The sequence below is a fragment of the Sphingomonas sp. LHG3406-1 genome (assembly GCF_029637485.1).
Taxonomy (GTDB): Bacteria; Pseudomonadota; Alphaproteobacteria; order Sphingomonadales; family Sphingomonadaceae; genus Sphingomicrobium.
This window is the reverse complement of the sequence record NZ_CP069128.1, coordinates 617,157-639,879: the sequence shown is the minus strand read 5'-3', so window position 1 is coordinate 639,879 and position 22,723 is coordinate 617,157. Positions and strand designations below refer to the sequence as shown.

Below are 22,723 nucleotides of genomic sequence, written 5' to 3'. Positions count from 1 at the left end.
GGTGGCGCTGGGGACCATCGCAACATGTCCGATTTCATTGCCGCAAGGCGGCCAGTTCCAGGGCCAGCCAAAGATTACAGGGCTGTGGCTGAAAGGCGACACACGCGTTCGTTCTGTGGGCGTTCCATGTCAAATGCTTGCAATTCCAAGGGTGGTCGGGCCACGAAACCGGCAGTTTATCGAAACGGGGACAATCGATCATGACCAGGACTACCCGGCTGCCCACCGCCGCGCTGCGTTCGCTGCTGCTGGCGGGCGCCGCCTTCGGCTTCAGCTCGGCCGCCTTCGCGCAGGAAGCGCCGGCGCCGGCGCCCGCGGAAGAGGCTCAGCCGGAGGAAGCACCGGAGATCACTTCGGCCAATCCGGTGCCGCAGGTGCAGTCCGACCAGGAAGTGGTCGTCACCGGGTCGCGCATCCGGACCAGCCCCTTCTCGAGCCCGGATCCGGTCGCGATCATCAATCCCGAACTGTCCGAGCGCAAGGGCAATGTCGATCTTGCGCAGACGCTGCAGAGCTCGCCGATCGCAGCCGGCTCGACCCAGATCACTTCGGCCCTGTCGTCGAACTTCGTCACCAACGGCGGTCCGGGCGCTTCGACCCTCGACCTTCGCGGCCTCGGCGCGAACCGCACCTTGATCCTGCTCAACGGCCGTCGCGCCGGTCCGGCCGGTACCCGCGGCGGCGTGTCGAGCTTCGACCTCAACGTCCTTCCGCAGAGCGTGGTGCAGAGCGTCGAGATCCTCAAGACCGGCGCTTCGTCGGTCTACGGTTCGGACGCGGTCGCCGGCGTGGTCAACCTGATCACCAAGCGTGACACCGGTGGCCTGCAGCTCGACCTCAACACGGTCATCCCGCAGGAGGGCGGCGGCGAGCAGTATCGCGCCAGCGCCATCTACGGCAAGGATTTCGGCCGCTTCTACTTCACCGTGGCCGGCGACTATTTCAAGCAGAAGGAGCTGTCGCGCGGCGACCGCAAGTTCCTCGGCTGCCCCGAAGCCTACACCTTCCGTCCGGACGGCAGCCGTGCCGACCTGATCGATCCGCGCACCAACAGCTACAAGTGCGAGGACCTGCGCTGGGGTCACGTGTGGACCTACAATCTCATCGACAACCTGTATCTCGACGGGCCGGGCGGCCCGAACACGGGTCCAAATACGTCGATCAATGGCGGCACCGTCCTCATCCAGTATCAGTATCCGGGTGAGAACCTGGGCATTCCGGCCTACGGCGCGCCGGATTACTTCGGCGACCTCGGGACGCCCCCGGGCTGGTTCCCGACCGGCTACGACCAGCGCAGCCTGGCGGTCCAGAACAGCTACCACCCGTTCGTCCTCGAACAGACCATCATCCCGAAGACCGAGCGTGCGACGGGCTATCTGTCGGCCGGCCTCGAGATCACCGACAACATCGAGGCGTTCACCGAATTCCTCGTCAACCGCCGCAAGACCTATCAGAACGGCTGGCGGCAGTTCTGGAACTTCGGCTACACCGGCGACCTCTACGGCACCGGCAACCTCTATGGCACCGGCACCATCTGGGCGCAGGGTTGGGAAGGCATCAACTACCTGTCGCCGACCGGTATCACCAACCTGTCCGACAGCAGCCAGACCGTCGATTACTATCGCGGCGTCGGTGGCCTTCGCGGCGACATCGGCTTCCTGCCGGGCTGGAAGTTCGACAGCTACGTCCAGTACAGCCGGTCGAAGGGCGTCTATCGCACCCAGCAGATCCTGCAGGACGTGTACGACAGCGGCTACTTCCAGACCTCGTCGTGCGTCGGCCAGGTCCTTCCGGTCTCCGGCAAGCAGTGCATCGACCTGCCGTGGACGGATCCCTTCTTCCTGGCGGGTCAGCTGACGCCGCAGCAGGCGAACTTCCTGACCAGCTGGGAAGCCGGCAAGACCATCTACACGCAGCTCAACGGCGAATTCTCCGTTTCGGGTAACCTCATCCGCCTGCCTTACGGCACGGTCGGCATGGCGCTCGGTGCCTCGGTGCGCCGTGACCGCATCAACGACACTCCCGGCGAGATCACCCGCGCGGGCAATGCCTGGGGTGCATCGACCAGCGGCATCACCGCCGGTGAGTCGATCACGCGTGAAGCCTTCGGCGAAATCAACGTGCCGATCCTGCGCGGCCTGCCGTTCGCCAATGACCTCACCATCAACGCCGCCGCCCGCGTCACCAGCGTGACGGCCGAGCGGAAGAGCGATGGGGCCAAGGACGAGGACAACGGCAACTGGACCTACAAGCTCGGTGGCAACTATGCGCCGACCAGCTGGCTCCGGTTCCGCGGCACCTACGGTACCTCCTATCGTGCGCCGGCGCTGTTCGAGCAGTTCCTCGCGAACGAGACGAGCTTCACCGCCGTCCGCAACATCGATCCCTGCACCAACTATGCCGCTGCCTTCGCGCTCGGTACCATCAACCAGCGCATCCGCGACAACTGTGCGTCGCAGGGCATTCCGGGGAACTTCACCGGTGGCGCGATCACGGCGACGGTTCGCTCGCAAGGCGGCCTCGGGCTGCTCGAGGCGGAAACCTCGACGGCGAAGACCGCCAGCATCGTGCTGACGCCGCGCTTCGGCGGTGCCTTGTCGAACACCCGCTTCGACTTCGCGGTCGACTGGTTCGACATCAAGGTGAAGGGCCAGATCGCGCAGCTGGGCGCGGCCAACATCGTGTTCGGCTGCTACAACAGCACCAGCTTCCCGACCGACCCGCTCTGCGCGCTGTTCACCCGCGCCGGGCCTGGCACGCAGCAGTTCATCATCCAGACGGTCGACAACAAGTACATCAACATCGCCCAGCAGCGGGTTGCCGGCTACGACTTCACCGCCAGCGTCCGGCACAATGCCGGCCGCCTCGGCCAGTTCTCGCTGCTCGGCAACGCGACCTATCAGACGAAGCAGATCTTCGATCTGTTCGTCGGCACGGGCCGCAACTCGGCTGGGTTCGTCGGTGCGCCGAAGTTCGTCGGCGACCTCAACCTGACCTGGACGTCGGCCAACGACACCGGCTGGTCGGTCTACTACGGCCTCGATATCATCGGTAAGTCGAGCTCGAAGGAGCTGGTGGACGAGATCGACAGCACGACGCAGCCGGGCTGCTTCGTTCCGTCCCAGCCGACTCCGGTTCTTCGCGGCACCTATTGCCCGAAGGTGACCACGCCGACCGTGCTCTACCATGCGGCGTCGATCACCAAGGAGATCGAGGGCTTCGACTTCACGCTCGGCGTGTCGAACCTGTTCGACAAAAAGCCGCCGCGTGTGTCGGTGCTTAACGGCGGCACCATCTCGACCCTCGGCCAGGCTGCGGCAGTGTCGCAGTATGACTGGCTGGGTCGCCGCTTCTTCGTCAACGTCACGGCCAAGCTCGGCCGCAAGCGTTAAGCCGAAGCGCGAGGACGAGAAGGGGCGGCGGAGCGATCCGTCGCCCCTTGTCTTGCCTGCTCCAAGAGGCCAATCGACACCCATGCCGACGGTGAACCTGCGCCCTGACCGGCTCGACGACGAAGCCCGCCGCTTCGCGCAGGTGCCGTTGACGAAGCCCCTGTTCATCAACTCGGTCCCGAAGAGCGGCACGCACCTGCTGCGCAACATCCTGCGCATGTTCGTGCCGCCCGAGCAGCACTATGCGCGGGATTTCGTCCAATATCCGAACCTCCAGGTCACGCAGGAGGCGTTCCACCGCCCGATGCTCTCGTGCGGGCACCTGCTGTTCACCGACACGACCGCGCTCGTCACCGCCCATGTCACGCGCCTGCTGCTGGTCCGCGATCCCTATGACTGGGTGCTGGCCCGGGCACGTTTCTGCCTGTCGGAGAATTTCGACGGCGACATGGCCGAACTTCGCGACCCGCGCCTGAGCGTCGAGGACCTGATGTCGGCGATGATCTTCGGCGTCTGGCGCAAGGCGCCATCGCTGAACGAGACCTACAGCCACAATGCCGCCGCCTGGCTGGCGAGCGTCGCGATCGTCGTCCGCTTCGAGGAACTGAAGGCCGCGGTGGCCCAGCTCGACCATGACAGTGCCGACGTCTATTTCGCGGCGTTGCTGGCGGCCTGCGGCATCGATCGCCCGCAGGACTGGCGCGAGCGGGTGCGGATCGGGGCGGACCCGGCGCACAGCGGCACCGCCAGGGCGAATCTGCAGGGCACCATCCGCGAACTGCCCGAAAGCTTGCCGGCGCTCCACCGCGCCATGGTCGACTATGAAGCGCCGGGCCTCCGGCGCCTGCTTGGATATGAAGCATGAACGTTTCCGCGTCCCCGCTGATGGCCCGTGCCGAGCAGGCGTTCGCCGCCGGCAAGAATGACCAGGCGGCGGCCCTCGTCGCGCAGCACCTGCGGCAGCGCCCCGGCGATCCGCGCGGGCTGTCGCTGCTCGGCTCGGTCGCGGCCGCCACCGGCGCCTTGTTCCAGGCCGAGCTCTTCTTTCGCAAGGCGCTCATGGCGGCGCCTCCGAACCGCGAACTTCGGCTGAGCCTAGCCCGCGTGCTTAACCAGCAGGACAAGCTGCCGGAAGCCCTCGCCATGTTCGAGCCGCTGCGCGACGGCGCGGACAGCTCGACCGAGGTGATCGTCAGCCTGATCCTCGACAAGCTCGGCCGCCACGACGAGGCGCGAGCCATCCTCGCCGCCGCCGTCGAGCGTCATCCCGAGCGGCCCAACGTCTGGCTGACCTACGCCCACCACCTGCGCAGCGCCGGCGAAACGGAGGCTGCGATCGACGCCTACCGCCGCGCCATCGCCATCACGCCCGACCTCGGCGACGCCTGGTGGGGACTCGCCAGCATTAAGAAGAAGGTCTTCTCGCCCGCCGACATCGAGGCGATGGAGGCCGCGGTCGCGATGGCGGTGGACGTCAACAATTCGGCGCCGCTCCACTTCGCGCTCGGCCGTGCCTTCCAGGCCGAACAGCAGCATGAGCAGGCCTTCCGCCACTATGAGGAAGCCAATGCCATCTGGGCGCGGTCGCTCGACTATGATTCCGGGCAGTTGACCCGCGAGGTGGACGAAAGCCGCCAGCTGTTCACGGCCGACTTCCTCAAGCGCAGCGAAGGGGCAGGGGACCCGAGCGATGCCCCCATCTTCATCGTCAGCCTGCCGCGCTCCGGCTCGACCCTGCTGGAACAGATGCTCGGCAGCCATCCCGACATCGAGCCGCTCGGCGAGCTGCCCCATATTCCTTCGCTCCTGCGCATCATGATGGAAGGGGCGACGCGCGCGGGCATCCGCTCGGTGCCGGAGGCGATCGCGAAGCTTTCACCGCAGGATCGCACCGGCATGGGGCAGGAGTACCTCCGCCGCGTCGCCGCGCACCGCAAGACCGACCGGCCCTACTTCGTCGACAAGATGCCGCACAACTGGAGCAATGCGCTGCTGCTTCGCCAGATCTTGCCCAACGCCAGGATCATCGACATCCGCCGCGATGCGATGACCTGCTGCTGGTCCAACTTCTCGCACAGCTTCAGCCGCGCCCATGCCTCCTCCTTTACGCTCGAGGGCATCGGCCGTGCCTATGTCGATTATGTCCGACTGATGGACCATCTCGACGATGTGCTGCCGGGATGGATCAAGCACGTCCCCTACGATCGCATGATCGACGAGCCGGAGCCGGTGCTGCGAGGCCTGTTCGAAGGGCTGGGCATCCCGTTCGACGAGGCCGTGCTGCGTTTCCACGAAGCCAAGCGCACCGTCCGGACGCCGAGCGCCGAGCAGGTGCGGCGTCCGCTGAACCGCGAAGGCGTCGGAACCTGGAAGCCTTATGAGCAGTGGCTCGGCCCGCTGAAGGACGCGCTGGGGCCGCACGCACACTGAAATGGGCCCCTGCCGAAGCAGGAGCCCATCCTTAGCCTGAATAGGCACCAGGCCCCGGCTGATCGCCGGGGAGGTGCTCAGTAGCGGTAATGCTCGGGCTTGAACGGGCCCTGCTGCGGCACGTTGATGTAGCTCGCCTGCTTGTCCGAAAGGGTCGTCAGCTTGACTCCGAGCTTGTCGAGGTGAAGCGCGGCGACCTTTTCGTCGAGATGCTTCGGCAGGACGTAGACGTCGTTGCCATACTGCTCCGACTTGGTCCACAGCTCGATCTGCGCGAGCGTCTGGTTGGTGAAGCTGGCCGACATGACGAAGCTCGGGTGGCCGGTGGCGTTGCCGAGGTTCACCAGGCGGCCCTTCGACAGGACGATGATCTTCTTGCCGTCGGGGAACTGGACCTCGTCGACCTGCGGCTTGATCTCGGTCCACTTCATGTTGTTGAGCGCCGCGATCTGGATCTCGCTGTCGAAGTGGCCGATGTTGCAGACGATCGCCATGTTCTTCATCGCCCGCATGTGGTCGAGCGTGATGACGTCCATGTTGCCGGTGGCGGTGACGAAGATGTCGGCGCGCGGGGCGGCCTCTTCCATCGTAACGACCTCATAGCCCTCCATCGCGGCCTGGAGCGCGCAGATCGGGTCGATCTCGGTCACCAGCACGCGCGCGCCGCCGTTGCGGAGCGACGCGGCCGAGCCCTTGCCGACGTCACCAAAGCCGGCGACGACTGCGACCTTGCCGGCGAGCATCACGTCGGTGCCGCGGCGGATGGCGTCGACCAGGCTCTCCTTGCAGCCGTAGAGGTTGTCGAACTTGGACTTGGTGACGCTGTCGTTGACGTTGATGGCGGGGAAGGGGAGCTTGCCCTGCTTCGCCAGCTCATAGAGGCGGTGGACTCCGGTGGTGGTCTCTTCCGAGACGCCCTTGATGGCGGCGACCGTCTTCGTGAGATAGCCCGGACGCTCCTTGAGGAAGCGGTTCAGCGTCGCGACGAAGATCTCTTCTTCCTCGTTCGACGGAGTGAACAGCGTCTCGCCTGCCTCGACCCGCGCGCCCCACAGAGCGAACATGGTGGCATCGCCGCCGTCGTCGAGGATCATGTTGCAGGTGGTATCGTCACCATCCTTCGACCAGTCGAAGATGCGGACGACATAGTCCCAATATTCCTCGAGCGTCTCGCCCTTGACGGCGAACACCGGGACACCGGTCGCGGCGATGGCGGCGGCGGCATGGTCCTGGGTCGAATAGATGTTGCAGCTTGCCCAGCGGACGTCGGCGCCGAGCGCGGTCAGCGTCTCGATCAGCACGGCGGTCTGGATGGTCATGTGCAGCGAGCCGGTGATGCGCGCGCCCTTGAGGGGCTTCGCCGCGCCATATTCCTCGCGCAGCGCCATCAAGCCGGGCATCTCGGTCTCGGCGATCTCGATCTCCTTGCGGCCGAAATCCGCGAGGGAGAGGTCCTTGACGAGGTAGTCGTTCTCGCGCTCGAGCGTCTGGGTAGCCACGGGTCCAAGTCTCCAATGCATGAAGGCCGCAAGTCCGAGGACGGCGGCCGGTCGCCCGCGCCTTTAGCGGTGCATGTGATATAAAGAAAGCTTTATATGCCTCGCGGCGATCTGGGCGCGGCGGGGCAAAAGAAAAGGCCGCCCCTTTCGGGACGGCCTTTCCTTGCCGATTGGGCTGAACCTTAGAAGTTCAGACCCGCACCCGCGTAGAAGTAGCGACCGGTCGGGCCGTACGGGCTGCCGGCTTCCAGGCCGGTCAGATCGAACGGCGGCCGCTCGTTGGTGATGTTGTCCACGCCGACGTAGAAGCGATAGTTCTTGTTCACTTCGAAGTTGACGCGGCCCGAGTGGGTGATGCCGGCCGGGTACCAGCGGAACGGACGGGCGTCCGGGTTGGTCGGGCCACGTCCCTGGTGGGTGAACTGGGTTTCCCAGGCCAGGATCGACTGACGGCCGACATAGGTGCCCGAGTAGCTCAGGTCGATCGTGCCGAGGTCGAAGCCGGCATTCCACGAGGCGGCCCACTTCGGATCACCCAGCGTCTCGTCGATCTTGTCCGACCGGTTCGGCTGGGTGAGGTAGGAGAAGTTCTCCGACTTGCCCAGGTAGCTGACGATACCGCGCAGGCTCAGCGACTTGTTGCCGAACACCCGGCGGCGATAGCTCGCATCGAAGTCGACACCCGACCGCACCAGCGCCGCGAAGTTGTACGGCTGGTTGATGAAGCTGATGCCATTGCCGGCCCGAGCGAACACGTCTTCCGCGCGGCCGTCGAGACGACGGGAGGTCTGGCCGAGGAAGGTGCCGTTCGTGATCGGATCGCTCGTGCTGCGACGGAAGATCGCCGAGCAGAACTCGTTGTCGATGCCCGTCGGATCGTCATAGCAGCGGTTGAGGATCTGCTGGCCGGTCAGGCCCGAGATGACGTTCTTCACCTTGATGTCGTAATAGTCGATCGTCAGGGCGAAGCCGGGCAGGAACGGAGGCTCGAACACCACACCGACGGTGTAGCTGTCGCCAGTTTCCGGACGCAGGTCCGGGTTACCGCGGTTGACGCCCGACACGCCCGAGCCCGGGACGTTGGTCCAGGGACGGGTGATGGTGACACCGCTGCTGTCCTGATAGGTGATGGTGGTCGGGATGCCGGCCGCCGCGCAATTGGCTGCACGCGCCGGGTTGTTGGCGATGAAGTTCTGATCGCACGGATCCTGGAGCCCGTTCGCGAAGGTCTCGACCTGCGACTGGAACAGGTTGCTCAGGTTCGGCGCGCGGACCGAACGGCCGTAGCCGGCGCGGGCGCGAATGCCGCGGACCGGCGACCAGAGGACACCCGCATTGTAGGCGTCGACATTGCCGAACGTGTTGTACTTCGAGCGGCGGAACGCACCCTCGACGGTCAGCTCCTGGAGAAGCGTGACGTCCTTGACCAGCGGCAGGCGAAGCTCGGCAAAGCCTTCCTTGATGGTCTGGGTCGGGGGCAGGAACGGCTGGAACGCGTTGAGGAAGGTCTCACCGGCGCGGGTCCGCTCGTCATAGACCGAGCGAGCGCGCTCGCGGCGATACTCGCCACCCACGGCGAAGCCGATCGGTCCGCCCGGAAGCTCGAACAGGCCTTCGGTATCGCCAGAGACGAAGCCGACGACGTTGAGCTGGGTGGCCTGCTCACGACGGGTCGAGGTGTAGAGGACATAGTCCTTCGCCGCCTGGCTCGCATTGCCGCGACCGAACAGGTTCAGCGGAGCGCAGTTCGGATCGTTGTTCGCGGTGTTGATGCTGGTGACACCGCCGACCGTGACCGTGTCCTGCGAGCTGTTCACGAAGCAGACGATCTGACCCGAGACGGAGTCGCGCACCGCATTGGTGGCACGGTTGAAGTTGGCGACGATCACGTTGCCGCCGGTCTCGTAATAGGTCTTGGTCTTGCCGTAGTTGAACGCCAGTTCGTAGCGCAGGTTGCCGGTCGAGCTGACGTCGCCGCGAACGCCTGCCACGAAGCGATAGGTGTCACGGCGGTGATCCTCGGCGCGGGTGCCGAGGTCATTGTTGAAGCGCAGCATGTTGAACGTGCTGCCGCCATTGGTGATGATCGCCAGCTGGTCGCGCGCCTGCTGCGTCAGGAACGGATTGTTGACGCTGAAGGTCGGGTTCAGAGTCGAGGCGACGAAGGTCGGCTGGGTCGACTGCTGGGTGGCGTTGATCCGGGCGAACTTGGCTTCGACGAACGGCTGGAAGGCCGGGCTGACATCGCCGTTGATGAAGATGTTGCCGACGACGCGCTCAAGACCCGGGAGCAGCATGGCGTCCTCGAGGCCGGTGGCGCTGAGGCCGCCGAACACGCCGCCACCAAGCGGACGGTTGTCGAAGAAGGGCACGTCGGGCGCCAGTGTGCCATCCGGAAGGAAGGAATAGTTGCGCGCGATGCGGGTGTTGGTGGGCGTCAGCTGACCGGTGCAGAGCGCGGCGACGCGGGCGGCGTTGGTCGCGGTCGCGGCCGGGCAGGCAGTCGCAATGTAGCCGCCGGTCGAGATGTTGCCGAACCTGATGCCCGGAATGTCGCCGTTGTCGATGTCCCAGAACTGGGTGTTCGGGATACCGTCAAAGTTGCGGGTGGCCGCCGGGATGCCGGTCGACTGGCTCGTGTAGAAGCCGCCCGGACCGGTGTAGGCGCCAAGATACGAGCGATCCGAGTAGAACACCTCCTTGGCGTTCGAATATTCGGCATGCGCCGTGATGTTCAGGCGGCCGTCGAACAGGTTGTGGCCCGCAATGATGGAGCCGAACACGTTCTCGCGGTCGCCATACTGGCTGATGCCGGCCTGGCCGCGCATGCGGACGCCGGTGAAGTCGCGGCGGAGGACGAAGTTCACGACGCCGGCGACGGCGTCCGAACCATAGACGGCCGAGTTGCCGCCGGTAACGACGTCGACACGCTCGAGCAGGTCGACCGGAATGGTGTTGACGTCGACCTGGGTGCCGCCCGGCTGCGCCGTGACGTGACGGCGGCCGTTGACCAGCACCAGGGTGCGGACGGTGCCGAGACCGCGAAGGTCGAGCAGGCTGAGGCCGGCGGTGCCGATCGAGGTGGTCGAGTTCGCCTGGCTGAAGGTCGAACGGAGCGCCGGAAGGTCGTTCAGCGCGTCGCCGAGCGAGACTTCACCGCGCTGCGACAGCTCGGACGGGCTGACCGAGGTGATCGGAACCGACGAGTCGAGGTTCGGGCGACGGATGCGCGAGCCGGTGACGACGATGTCGCTGTCGGGTGCGGCCGCCGGAGCGTCGGCTTGCTCCTGCTCGGCCGAGGTCGTCGGCGCCGACGGAACGGGGCACTGCTGTCCCACCGGGACGGTGGTGCCGTCGTCGCAACGCTGCTCGGCCGGAGCCGGAGCAGTCTGCGCCGCAGCGCCGGTGCTAAACACAAAGCTGGCACCCAGCAGCACCAGGCTGTTCAGCGCTGTCGCGCCGAGGAGATTTGTCTTCCTCATGATCGGTGAACCCTTCGAAACGGATGGCAATCCGGGGGCTTTGTTCCCGCCCTGCCGGGCAAAAACAATAAGTCGGAAGGGCAGTTCGTTGTTCTGTCGTTCATCTGTCGCAAAAATAACACAGGCCCGTTGCCGGGACTTGGCGGACAGCTCCGAAACGAGCCGCGGAATCCTGCCCTTTCCAGCGCTTTGCCCGCATCTGACGATGGGTTCGCGCACGCGGTGGCGAAGTGACAACCGGCGGCCGGGGCTCGGGCGCCAGACGCCATCTTCCTAATGGGTCCGCCCGACTGTATCGCTTGCAGCCGCTAGTGACGGGGCGAGGGGTTTGGGCGGAGCGTTGCCGGTAACGATCGAGACCGTGGCGCTGGCGCTGGCCGCCTTGTGGCTCCCGCTCGCCTTCTTCCTCGCCTGGCGCGGCGTTCGGCAGAGCCGGCGAGCGGCGCAGCTGTCCGGTCACGCTCGCGCCATCGGCGCGCTGCTCGCCGCCGCGCCGGCCCGCCCGATGCTGGTGCTGGCCGACCGGACGATCGATGCCGAGGCGAACCTGCTTCGTGATCTTGGCAGCGAGGGGGCGACGCGCTTCGAGGAGCTGGGCGGGCTTGCCGACGATGACCGCGCGGCGCTGGAGCAGGAGCTCGCCGCCGCCGGCCTCGGGCCTGGACGAATCGAGCGGACCGTCTTCATCGCTTCGTCCGGCCGCCTGTTCGATCTCCGTGGCGGGCCGGCACCGCCGCCGTCGCCGCCCGGTTCGGTGCTCCTCTGGGTCGCCGACTGCAGCATCGCCGAGCGTGAGCGCGCGCGGGTCGCCGGGCAGCTCGCCGCGACCGAGCAGGCGCTGAGTTCTCTCACCCAGCTGATCGAGGCCGCGCCTTTCCCGATGTGGGTGCGTGACGGCGACCTCAAGCTCGCGCTCGTCAATCGCGCCTTCGTCAGCGCGGTCGAGGCGGCCGATGCCGGCGAGGTGGTCGCGCGCGGAATCGAGCTGGTCGAGGATTCGGCCGATCTTCCCAGCGCCGGCGCGGCACTCGCGCTTGAACAGAAGCAGCCGGTCGAGCGCATTCGGCCGGTGACCATCGGCGGCGAACGTCGGATGCTGCGGCTGGTCGAGGTGCCGCTGCCTGGCGGGGCCGTGGCCGGCTACGCGGTTGATATCCAGGAGCTGGAGGACGCCCGCTACGAGCTCGAGCGCTATGCGCTGAGCCAGCGCGAATTGAGCGATCGCATGACCGCCGGCGCGGTCCAGTTCGATCCCGACCGAACGCTTTCCTTCTACAATCGCCCGTTCGCCATTCTGTCCGGGCTCGAGCATGAGTGGCTCGACGAGGGGCCCGAGTTCGACCGCCTTCTGGAGCGCATGCGCGAGAACCATCGCCTTCCCGAAGTGCGTGACTTTCCCGAATGGAAGGCGGAGCGGCGCGGCTGGTTCACCTCGGCCGAGGAAGTGCATGAGGAAGAGTGGATCCTCGCCAACGGCGATCACCTGCGCGTGGTCGGCCAGCCGCTGCCCGGCGGCGGCCTTCGCCTGATCTTTGAGGACCGGACCGAGCAGGTTCGGCTGGCGAGCGCGCGCGACACGTTGCTGCGGGTGCGCACCGCCACCTTCGACAATCTGTTCGAGGGCGTGGCGGTGTTCGCCTCCGACGGCCGGCTCTACCTCTGGAATCGTCGCTTCGGCGACTTCTGGAACCTCGACGAGGGCTGGTTGGCCGAGCATCCGCGGGTCGACGAACTGGTGCCCGCCTTTGCCGTCCGGCTCGTCAATCCGACCGCCGCCGCGACCCTTCGCGAACTGGTCCGCGCCGCAACCACCGAGCGCCGCGCCGAGCAGGGCCGGCTAAGCCTCGCCGACGGTCGCCATTTCGCCTTCGCCGCCGTTCCGCTGCCCGACGGCAATGCGCTTTTCACGATGATCGACGTGACTGACAGCAGCCGGATCGAATCGGCGCTGCGGGAACGGGCCGAGGCGCTGGAGCAGGCTGACAAGGTGCGCACCGACTTCGTCGCCAACATGAGCTACGAGCTTCGCACGCCGCTGACGTCGATCGGCGGTTTCGCCGAGATGCTCCAGGGTGGCTATGCCGGCGAACTGAGCGGATCGGCCAGGGATTATGTTGCTGCCATCCTCGAATCGGTCGCGCGCCTGTCGCGCCTGATCGACGATGTGCTCGACCTGACCCAGGGCGCTCGGGGCGACGTTGCCCTGGAACGCGAGCGAGTCGATCTTGCCGGCCTCGTGCGCACCGTGGCCGAGGGCATGGAGCCGCAGGCCAAGGCCAAGCGCCTCAAGTTCAAGGTCGCGATCGGCGAGGGGACCGGCTCGCTCCAGGGTGACAGCCGGCGGCTCCGCGAAAGCCTCGAACATGTCCTTCGCAATGCCATTGCCTATACCGACAAGGGCGAGGTTCGGCTGGTCACGCGCGGCGATGCCGAGGCCGCCGAGATCATGGTCAGCGACACCGGCCGCGGCATGCCGCCCGAGCATCAGACGCGCGTGTTCGAGCGCTTCACCCGTTTCGGCGAGAAGAGGGGCGAAGCGGCGCTCGGTCTCGGGCTGCCGCTCACCCGCCAGTTCATCGAGGCGCATGGCGGAACAGTTGAACTGAGCAGCAGGGAAGGGCAGGGGACGAGCGTGCTCATCACCCTGCCGCGCGGTGGCCGCTGATGTGGATGCTCGACGAACCGTCCATGGCAAGGGCTGGGGCCGCACTTGCGGCCGTGCTTCGTCCCGGCGACGTGGTCACGCTCTCCGGCCCGCTCGGCGCGGGCAAGACGACCCTGGTGCGCGGCGTGCTTGCGGCGCTCGGTCATCCAGGTGAGGTGCCGTCGCCGACCTTTGCCATCGTCCAGCCCTATGAGACGCTGCAGCCGCCGGTGGCCCATGCCGACCTCTACCGGATCGAGGATCCGCGCGAACTGGAGGAACTCGGGCTCGACGATTTCCTGATCGATGGTGTCCTGCTGGTCGAATGGCCCGAGCGGGCGGGTGCGGCTGGCTGGCCACAGGCGCTCCGCCTGTCGCTTGGAATGGCTCGGGACGGCCGCCGTGCCTTGACTTGGGAGGTGCCGGGGGCATGGGAGGGGCGATGGCCACCGCCGCAGCTCCCCGCATGATTCCGCCCGCCTCCGCCGAGGCCTTTCTCGCGAACGCCGGATGGGAAGGGGCGCACATCAGCCCGCTCGCAGGCGATGCCAGCTTCCGTCGCTATTTTCGCGTCCACCACGATGCGCATGGCGCCGCCGTGCTGATGGACGCGCCTCCCCCGCACGAGGACCCGCGGCCCTTCATCGCGGTCGCCGAATGGCTGTGCGGCAAGGGCTTCAGCGCGCCCGACATCCTCGCTCGCGACCTTGACGCGGGCCTGCTGCTGCTCGCCGACTTCGGCGATGCCCGGCTCCGCGAGACTCTCGACGACGGACCGCAGCGCGAGGCCGAACTTTACGCCATCGCCACCGACCTGCTCATCGCCCTGCACGGCCATCCGCCGATGGACGGCCTTCCGCCCCACGGGCTGGACGAATGGCTGGCGGAGCTGGAGCTCTTTCCCGACTGGTATGCGCCGGCGGTCGGGATCGAGGTCGATCGCGCTTCCTATCGCGCCGCCTGGCGGCAAGTGCTGGCGCCGGTCGCTGCGGACGGGCTCGGCCCGGTCACCGTCCTTCGCGATTACCATGCCGAGAACATCATGCTCATCGAGGGGCGGAGCGGCGTGGCGCACCTCGGCCTGCTCGACTTCCAGGACGCGCTCGCCGGCCATCCCGCCTATGACCTCGCATCGGTGCTGGAAGACGCCCGCCGCGACGTCAGCCCCGGCATCGAGCGCGCCATGCTCGACCGCTACCGCGACGCGGCCGGTCAGGGCGAGGCGTTCGAGCGGGCCTATTGGGCGCTCGCGGCTCAGCGCAACACCCGCATTCTCGGCGTGTTCTGCCGCTTGTGGAAGCGCGACGGCAAGCCGGGCTACCGCCGCTTCCAGCCGCGCATGTGGGGTCTGCTGGAACGCAATCTCGAAGCACCGGGCCTCGCGCCGGTGAAGGCCTGGTTCGATGCCAACGTGCCGCTTCAGGCGCGCGCCGAGGCCTGGAAGGAGCAAGAGGCGGTATGACCGCGATCCGCACCCGCGCGCTTCGCATCCGGCCCGAGATCCCGGTTGCCGTACCCCGCACCGCCATGGTCATGGCCGCCGGCCTCGGCAAGCGCATGCGGCCCCTGACTGCGACCCGCCCCAAGCCGTTGGTCGAGGTAGCCGGCAAGCCGCTTCTCGACCATGTCCTCGACCGTCTCCGCACCGCCGGGGTCGAGAAGGTGGTCGTCAATGTCCATTATCTTGCGGACTCGCTCGAAGCCCACCTGAAGGCCCGGGTGAAGGACCTCGAGGTTGCCGTCAGCGACGAGCGCGCCCAGCTGCTCGAGACGGGTGGCGGACTGGTCCACGCACGGCCCCTGATCGACTGCGATCCCTTCATCGCCGTCAACAGCGACAATTTCTGGGTCGATGGCCCGAGCGATAGCCTGAAGCTGCTCGCCAGCCAGTGGGACGGCAACAGGATGGATGCGCTGCTGCTCCTCGTGCCGCTCGCCCGCGCCGGCAACCACAATGGCGTTGGTGACTTCCACATGGACCCGTCCGGCCGCCTCCGTCGCCGGGCGCGCGGCAAGGTGGCGCCGTTCGTCTTCACCGGCATTCAACTGATGGCCCAGCGCCTGCTCGACGATGCGCCGGAAGGGCCTTTCTCGACCAATGTCCTGTGGGACAAGGCGATTGCGGAAGGGCGCTGCTTTGGCACGGTCCACCAGGGCCTGTGGTTCGACGTCGGCACGCCGGCGGCGATCGGGGCGACCGAGGAAGCCCTTGCCCGCGACTGAGCGCCGGCGCGACCCGTCGCTCCACTTCATCCCCGCCGAGGCGAGCTTCGCCGACGCCCTCGCGGTCCAGCTGGTCCGTCGCCACGCCGGCGATCCGCTCGGGCTTGCGCGCGGCCGGATCCTCCTCCCCAACGCCCGCGCCGTCCGCGCTGTCACCGAGGCCTTCGTCCGGGCGAGCGGAAGCGGCCTGCTGCTGCCGCGCCTCATCCCGATCGGCGATCCCGCGCTCGACGAGCGGATCGGCGGCGCCTTCGATCCGCTCGACTCCGAGCCCGTCCCGCCGGCGATCGACCCACTCACGCGCCAGGCCGAGCTTGCCCGGCTGGTGCAGCAGGCGCGCGGCAGCGGCACCGCCGAAAGCTGGCGGCTGGCGGAGGAGCTGGCGCGGACCCTTGACCAGTTGCTGGTAGAGAAGAAGACGCCTGCCGATCTCGCCGCCCAGTTCGGCAGGAATTCGGACCTTGCCGAGCATCAGCAGCGTGCGCTGGACCAGCTGTCCGTGCTGCTCAGCCAATGGCCGAAGCGCCGTGAGGAGCTTGGCCGGATCGAGCTGACCGACCGCCGCAACCGCCTGCTCGAGGGCACGGCGCGGCGCTGGTCGGTGACGCCGCCGGATGGCTTCACCATCGCCGCCGGCATCACCACCGCCGCGCCCGCCGTCGCAGCGCTGCTGAAGGTCGTCGCGTGGATGCCCGATGGCGCGGTGGTGCTGCCCGGCCTCGCCGATTCGGCGCTGCTCGACGACGAGCAGTGGCAGGCGCTCGGCGGGGAAGGGGATGACGATCCGGCGCCCGAGCCGACCCACCCGCAATATCATCTGAAGCTCCTGCTCAACCGCATGGGAATCGACCGCGGCGCGGCGCGTCCATGGCCGTCGGCGAGCGCGGCGCCCGACGGTCCGCAGCGTAGCCAGGCGGCCGCCCTGGCGCTCACCGCCGCCTCCTTCAGCCAGCAATGGAGCCGGCTCGAGCCCGAGCAGCGCCGCCTCGGCGGCGTCCGTCTCGCCATCCTGCCGGATCCCGCCACCGAAGCGCAGGCCATCGCGCTGGCCCTCCGCGAAGCGCTGCAGACGCCCGAGCGCACGGCCGCCCTCGTCACCCCCGACCGCCAGCTTGCGCGTCGCGTCGGCGCGCACCTGAAGCGCTGGGGTATCGAGGCCGACGACAGCGCCGGCACGCCCTTGTCGCTGCTACCGCCAGGAACCCTGCTGCTGGCACTGGCGACCGCCGCTACCGAGCGGCTGGCGCCGGTCGCCTTGCTGGCCTTGCTCGGCCATCCGCTGGTCCGGGCTGGAGAAGGGCGGCAGGAGTGGCTCGACGACGTCCGCGCACTCGACCTCGCGCTGCGCGGACCGCGGCCGCTCCCGGGCCTCGACGGGCTCGACCGACTGGTCGCCGACATCCTGGCAGACGAGAAGCGCCGCTCGCTCGCGCCCCGCTGGGAGCGGCTTCGGCCAGTGGTGGCCGAGATCGAGGGCCTGCTCGCGCCCGGGACGACCCTTGCCGGACTTGCCGCGGGCCTCCGGCGCCTCGCGACCCTCTTCGCCGGCGACGCCGCCTGGAGCGGTTCGGCCGGTCGAGCCGCGGCCGACCTGCTGGCCGGCATCGAAGCCTCACCGTCAACCGCCGCGCTCTTCCTCTCTGCCGAGGATGCCGTGCCGCTCCTCCGAAGGCTGCTCGACGGAGTCGCCATCCGCCCGCCATTCGGGCAGCATCCGCGGATCCGTATACTTGGCCTGATCGAGGCGCGGCTGATCAAGACCGACCTGATGATCCTGTCGGGCCTCAACGAAGGCACGTGGCCCGCCCCGCCGAGTCCCGATCCCTGGCTTCCTGCAAGCGTCCGCCGAGCGCTCGGCCTGCCCGGCGCGGAGCTTCGCATCGGCCTGTCGGCGCACGACTTCGTCGGGCTACTGTGCGCCGAGGAAGTGCTGCTCACCCGTGCCCGCCGCGACGGCCGCTCGCCGACCATCAGTTCGCGCCTGCTGCTTCGGCTGGAAGCGCTGACCGGCGGCCTGCCACGCAACAAGCGGCTCGAGGCGCTTGCGATCCGCCTCGACGAACCCGACCGGGAGCGGCCGGCGACGCGGCCGCACCCGTGCCCGCCGCGCGCCGAGCGGCCGCGCCGCATCCGCGTGACCGACCTCGACCGGCTCAAGGCCGATCCCTTTTCCTTCTACGCCAAGGCGATGCTCGGCTTGCGCCCGCTCGACCCGCTCGGCCGCGAGCAGGATGCCGCCTGGCGCGGGACCATCGTTCATGCCCTGTTCGAAACCTGGTATGAGGAAGACCAGTGCGCTCCTTCGCGCCTGCTTCCGCGCGCTCGCGAACTGCTGGCTGCCGACGACATCCACCCGCTGTTGCGCGCGCTGTGGGGTCCGCGCCTGCTCGAGGCGATCGAGCGGCTGTCCGAGTTTGAGGGCGCCAACCAGAAGCAGGGGCGTCGCCCGATCGGTGCCGAAGTCGACGGGGAGGCGGAGATTGCCGGCGTCCGGCTGATCGGCAGGGCCGATCGCATCGACCGGCTCAGCCCCGACGGCGAGCTTGCCATCCTCGACTTCAAGACCGGCAAGCCACCGGCGAAGAACCAGATCGAGGCCGGCTTTGCGCTGCAACTGGGATTGCTCGGCCTGATCGCCGAAGCGGGCGGTTTCGAGGGCATCCGCGAAGCGCCGACCAAGCTCGAATATTGGTCGCTCGCCAGGCCAGACAAGGTCGACGCACGCGGCTTCGTCGCGCCGGTCGAGCGCGCTTCAGCCTTTCTTGGGGAAGCGCGCGATCACTTCACCGCTGCCGCCGCACGCTGGCTGACTGGAACCGAGCCCTTCACCGCCAAGCTCCAGCCCCGCTTCGCCCGCTACGGCGACTATGACCAGCTGATGCGGCTCGAGGAGTGGCTCGGCCGGAGCTGAGCTATTTCTTCTTCGGCTTGCCGGAGCGGGCGTAGAGCAGGGCGGCGACGATCGCAGCCGAGCCGATGCCGACGGCGATGCCGGCCTTGAAGTTGCGGTTGTCGGCTTCCTTGCCCGTTGCGCCCGGCTTCTTCTTCTCTTCCGACACCTGTCGCTCCTTCACCTTTTCGAGCCTCATAAACGCATGGCGCGGCCTGGCGGAAGCGTTATGAGTGCATCGGCATGGCGCGCCTGTCCCCATTGAAGCCGCTCGATCCCGATCAGGCCGAGGCGGCCGATCCTTCCATCCACGCCTCCCTGTCCGCCAGCGCCGGAACCGGCAAGACGCAGGTGCTTACCGCCCGCGTGCTGCGCCTTCTGCTAGAAGGCGCCGCGCCCGAGTCGATCCTCTGCCTGACCTTTACCAAGGCCGCGGCGGCAGAGATGGCGGAGCGTGTCGGCGGCCGGCTGGCCTATTGGGTCGGGCTCGACGACCTTGGGCTGGAACGAGAACTCCGCTCGCTTGGCGTGGCCGCGAATGCGCCGCTCCGCGACCGCGCCCGCCGCCTGTTCGCGACCGTGCTCGACTGCCCGGGCGGCCTTCGCATCCAGACCATCCACAGCTTCTGCCAGACCCTGCTCGCCGCCTTTCCTGCCGAGGCAGGGGTCACGCCCGGTTTTCGCCCGATCGAAGGTCGCGAGGAGGAGGCCTTGGTCGAGCGAACCCTCGCCGCGCTGGCCGAGCGCTCGACGGAGAGTGACCAGAGTTTCCTCGCCGATCTCGAGACGCTCGCCTCGCGCCTCGACGAGGACGATGTCCGCAAATATCTGAAGCGCTGCGCCGCCTCGATCGAGGGGATGGCCCGGTTCGCCGACCTTTCGGACGTCGAGCCCGGCCTTCGCACGCTGATGGGGCTGCCGGCTGACGGCGTCGAGCAGCTGGTCGCGCAGCGTTGCCATGACGATCATTTCGACTGCGCCACCCTGCAGCAACTGGCAGGCGCCTACCGCCGCTGGGGCAAGCCGAAAGGTGAGCCCTTCATTGTCGAGATCGAGCGCTGGCTGACCCTTTCGCCCGAGGAGCGCTGCCGTGACCTTCCGCGCTTTGCGGGCAAGTCGGTCCTCACCGGAACCGGCACCCGCCGCTCGGTGCGGGACATCGTCAAGCATTGGCCCGATGCGCAGGCGGAATGCGACCGGCTTTGTGAACAGGTGGAGGAGTTGCTCGCTCTCCTTCGCGGCGACCGGCTGGTCGGATTGCTCGCCGCCGGCCTGCGCGCCGGCAAGCGCTTCGCCGATGCCTATGCCGCGGCCAAGCGGGCGGAAGGCGTGGCCGACTTCGACGATCTCATCCGCTGGTCCCGCGACCTTCTCCAGCAACCCGGAATCGCCGACTGGATCCGCTTCAAGCTCGATCGGCGCACCGATCATCTGCTGGTCGACGAGGCGCAGGACACCAACGAGGCGCAGTGGGCGATCGTCAAGGCGCTGACTGAGGAATATTGGGCGGGGCAGGGGGCTGGCCCCGATCACCGCACCCTGTTCTTGGTCGGTGACTTCAAGCAGGCGATCTACGGGTTCCAGGGCACCGACCCGGCCGAGTTCGAGAAGGCGCGGACCCACTTCCGCGACGCAGCGCTCGGCGGCCCTTTGCCTTTCTGCCTGCTCTCGATCAGCCGCAGCTTCCGCTCCTCTCAAGCCGTGCTTGACGTGGTCGATATGGTGCTTGCCCACCTCACCCACGACCGCATCGGCCTTTCCGAAGCGGCCCCGCCGCACCGCAGCTTCCATGAGGCCCGCGCCGGCAGTGTCGAAGTCTGGCCCCCCTTTGCCGAGGAGGAGGAGGAGGAAGGCGATGGCGTCGAGACCGCCGACGAGGAGCGCTGGGAGGACGAGGCCCGCCGTGCCTATGCCGGAAAGCTTGCCGACTGGATCAAGGCCGAGATCGATCGCGCGCCCATCCTCGCCTCGACCGGCAAGCCGCTCGGGCCCGGCGACATCCTCGTCCTGGTCCGCAGCCGCAACACACTCGCCTCCTTGCTCGTCGCGCGCCTGTTCGAGCGAGGCGTTCGCACCGCCGGCCTCGACCGGCTGGTCCTGTCCGAGCCGCTGGCGGTGCAGGACCTGCTCGCCGCCACCCGCTTCGCCGTCCAGCCGCTCGACGACCTCAACCTTGCCAATCTGCTCGTCTCGCCTTTGATCGGCTGGTGCCAGGATGATCTCTATGCGCTCGCCGGCCACGACCGCCGCCGGCGCCTGTGGGAGGAGCTCGGCCACCGCGCGGAGGATCGGCCCGAATTCCGCGCCGCCCGCGACACGCTGACCGCCCTTCTCGGCATGGCGGACTATGCCGGGCCCCATGCCTTCCTCGAACATATCCTGTCCGGGCCCATGGACGGCCGCCGAAGGCTGCTCACCCGCCTCGGCCGCCAGGCGCGCGACCCGATCAACGAACTGCTCGCCGCCGCCATGCAGTTCGAGGCGGGCGAGACCGTCACTCTTCAGCATTTCCTCGCCTGGCTTTCCCATGGCGAGCTGGAAGTGAAGCGCGATCCGGAAGGACGCGGCGACGCCGTCCGGATCATGACGGTCCACGGTGCCAAGGGGCTGGAAGCGCCGCTGGTGATCCTCGCCGACGCGACCGCCAATCCCGACCAGCTCGGCGGCACCCGGACCATCCTCGACGTGCCGAGCCTGGCCGGCCGCTTCCCCGTCATCCGCCCGCGCAAGGACGAGATCGCGCCGCCCTTCGACGACATAGTCCAGGCCGAGAAGGCCAAGGAGCGCGAAGAGCATTTCCGCCTGCTCTACGTCGCCCTGACCCGCGCCGGCGAGCGGTTGATCGTCACCGGCCTCAAGCCGTCGAGGAAAATGTCGGCCGACAGCTGGCACAGCGTCGTCGGCGAGGCGATGGCGGCGAGCGGCATCGCTCCCGACGAGCACGGCATCCTGCGCCATGCCTCGGGCACCGGACGGGCGAGTGGAGACGAGCTTGAGTCCGCTCCTGCCGGCGTGGTCGAGGTGCCCGCCTGGGCGCGGCTTGCCGCACCGGCGGAAGCAAGGCCGCCGCGTCCGCTCGCGCCATCGCAGATCGCGCCCGACGACGACAGCCGTCCGCCGCCCGGCCCCGACCTCGCCGTCGCGGCCGAACGCGGCCGGCTGCTCCACGCCTTGTTCGAACGGCTGCCGGCCACTCCGCCCGGCGATCGCCGCCGCGCCGCCTTCGCCTGGCTCCAGCATGGCGCCGGCGTGAGCGACGCCGACCTCCGGACCGCGCTGGTCGATTCCGCTCTCACGGTCATCGAGGCGGACGAACATGCCGAGCTCTTCTCCGCACACGCCCTCGCCGAAGCGCCGATCGCCGCCACGCTGCCCGATGGGCGGGTGATCGCCGGCACGGTCGACCGGCTGCTGGTCACGCCCGACCTCGTCCGGATAGTCGATTTCAAGACCGGCCGAAGCGTTCCTCGCAGCCTCGCCGACGTGCCCGCTGGCCACCGCCGCCAGATGAACGCCTATGGCGCTGCGCTAGGCGTAATCTTCCCCGAGCGCCGTATCGAAACGGCACTGCTCTACACGGCCGGTCCGGTCCTGATCGCCGTGCCGCTTGAGCCGCTGCCGGAGCCTACCCATATGCAGGTGAACGCGAATCAGGAGCCTTCCCCATCATGACCAAGAACGTGACCGACCAGAGCTTCGCCACCGATGTGCTGGGCGCCGACAAGCCGGTGCTGGTGGATTTCTGGGCGGAATGGTGCGGCCCGTGCAAGATGATCGCCCCCGCGCTCGAAGAGCTCAGCCAGACGATGGGCGACAAGGTCACCATCGCCAAGCTCAACATCGACGAGAACCCCGATACGCCTGGCAAATATGGCGTGCGCGGAATTCCGACCATGCTGCTGTTCAAGAACGGCGAGCCGGTCGCCCAGAAGGTCGGCGCCCTGCCGAAGAGCCAGCTCGCGGCATGGCTCGAGGGCGTTCTTTAACCGGGCGCGCTTCCCGCAGGGGGTAGGGCTCGGCTCCAAGGGAAGGCGGAGGGATCTCGGTCGCGCGACGAGTACCCTCCGTCAGCTCAGCCGAACGCTCCCCCACAGAGGGGAGAGGCGTTCCATCAATTGACTACCCCCGACCCCAACCCTACATCGCCCGCCACTCGAAAACGC

13 protein-coding genes are annotated in these 22,723 nt (G+C 67.8%); 10 read left to right on the top strand and 3 right to left on the bottom strand.

Annotated features, from left to right (window positions below):
- The first annotated feature begins 200 nt into the window (after positions 1-200).
- From JOY29_RS03165 to JOY29_RS03155, 3 genes are all read left to right on the top strand, one after another.
- Positions 201-3,392, top strand: a complete 3,192-nt coding sequence (locus tag JOY29_RS03165; RefSeq protein WP_300974751.1) for a TonB-dependent receptor — start codon at positions 201-203, stop codon at positions 3,390-3,392.
- An 82-nt stretch (positions 3,393-3,474) separates the two neighbouring features.
- Entirely contained in the window at positions 3,475-4,257 is a 783-nt protein-coding gene (locus tag JOY29_RS03160) for a hypothetical protein (protein WP_300974750.1), read from the top strand.
- Positions 4,254-5,822 carry a sulfotransferase gene (locus JOY29_RS03155; protein ID WP_300974749.1) on the top strand — a complete coding sequence of 523 codons (1,569 nt, stop codon included), beginning with the start codon at positions 4,254-4,256 and terminating at the stop codon, positions 5,820-5,822. Before JOY29_RS03160 ends, JOY29_RS03155 begins: the two co-directional genes overlap by 4 nt.
- Before the next feature lie 77 nt (positions 5,823-5,899).
- Here the strand turns inward: JOY29_RS03155 and ahcY are convergent, their stop codons facing one another.
- Both ahcY and JOY29_RS03145 read right to left on the bottom strand, forming a co-directional pair.
- Positions 5,900-7,342 (bottom strand): adenosylhomocysteinase, encoded by a 1,443-nt coding sequence (ahcY, locus tag JOY29_RS03150; protein ID WP_300974747.1) that lies wholly within the window; start codon positions 7,340-7,342, stop codon positions 5,900-5,902.
- A gap of 161 nt (positions 7,343-7,503) precedes the next feature.
- Complete coding sequence (locus JOY29_RS03145; RefSeq protein ID WP_300974746.1) at positions 7,504-10,803, bottom strand: TonB-dependent receptor; 3,300 nt, start codon at positions 10,801-10,803, stop codon at positions 7,504-7,506.
- Positions 10,804-11,143: 340 nt separating this feature from the next.
- On the opposite strand from JOY29_RS03145, the gene JOY29_RS03140 reads away from it, so the two are divergent.
- From JOY29_RS03140 to addB, 5 genes are read left to right on the top strand one after another with little or no spacing between them, the layout of a single operon-like run.
- Positions 11,144-13,468, top strand: a complete 2,325-nt coding sequence (locus JOY29_RS03140; RefSeq protein WP_300974745.1) for a PAS domain-containing sensor histidine kinase — start codon at positions 11,144-11,146, stop codon at positions 13,466-13,468.
- Positions 13,468-13,917 carry a tRNA (adenosine(37)-N6)-threonylcarbamoyltransferase complex ATPase subunit type 1 TsaE gene (tsaE, locus tag JOY29_RS03135; RefSeq protein WP_300974744.1) on the top strand — a complete coding sequence of 150 codons (450 nt, stop codon included), beginning with the start codon at positions 13,468-13,470 and terminating at the stop codon, positions 13,915-13,917. The genes JOY29_RS03140 and tsaE overlap by 1 nt, the downstream gene beginning before the upstream one ends.
- Positions 13,914-14,909: a phosphotransferase gene (locus JOY29_RS03130; protein ID WP_300975467.1), complete on the top strand. Its 996-nt coding sequence runs from the start codon at positions 13,914-13,916 to the stop codon at positions 14,907-14,909. Before tsaE ends, JOY29_RS03130 begins: the two co-directional genes overlap by 4 nt.
- Positions 14,906-15,670 (top strand): nucleotidyltransferase family protein, encoded by a 765-nt coding sequence (locus JOY29_RS03125; RefSeq protein ID WP_300974743.1) that lies wholly within the window; start codon positions 14,906-14,908, stop codon positions 15,668-15,670. The genes JOY29_RS03130 and JOY29_RS03125 overlap by 4 nt, the downstream gene beginning before the upstream one ends.
- Complete coding sequence (gene addB, locus JOY29_RS03120; RefSeq protein WP_300974742.1) at positions 15,657-18,581, top strand: double-strand break repair protein AddB; 2,925 nt, start codon at positions 15,657-15,659, stop codon at positions 18,579-18,581. The genes JOY29_RS03125 and addB overlap by 14 nt, the downstream gene beginning before the upstream one ends.
- A gap of 1 nt (position 18,582) precedes the next feature.
- On the opposite strand, the gene JOY29_RS03115 is transcribed toward addB, so the two are convergent.
- On the bottom strand, positions 18,583-18,759 hold the full coding sequence (locus tag JOY29_RS03115) for a hypothetical protein (RefSeq protein ID WP_300974741.1): 177 nt from the start codon (positions 18,757-18,759) through the stop codon (positions 18,583-18,585).
- Between the two features lie 44 nt (positions 18,760-18,803).
- On the opposite strand from JOY29_RS03115, the gene addA reads away from it, so the two are divergent.
- Positions 18,804-22,232 (top strand): double-strand break repair helicase AddA, encoded by a 3,429-nt coding sequence (gene addA, locus JOY29_RS03110; RefSeq protein WP_300974740.1) that lies wholly within the window; start codon positions 18,804-18,806, stop codon positions 22,230-22,232.
- Positions 22,226-22,546, top strand: coding sequence for a thioredoxin TrxA (gene trxA, locus JOY29_RS03105; RefSeq protein ID WP_300975466.1), 321 nt, complete (start codon positions 22,226-22,228; stop codon positions 22,544-22,546). Before addA ends, trxA begins: the two co-directional genes overlap by 7 nt.
- The last annotated feature ends 177 nt before the right edge of the window (positions 22,547-22,723 follow it).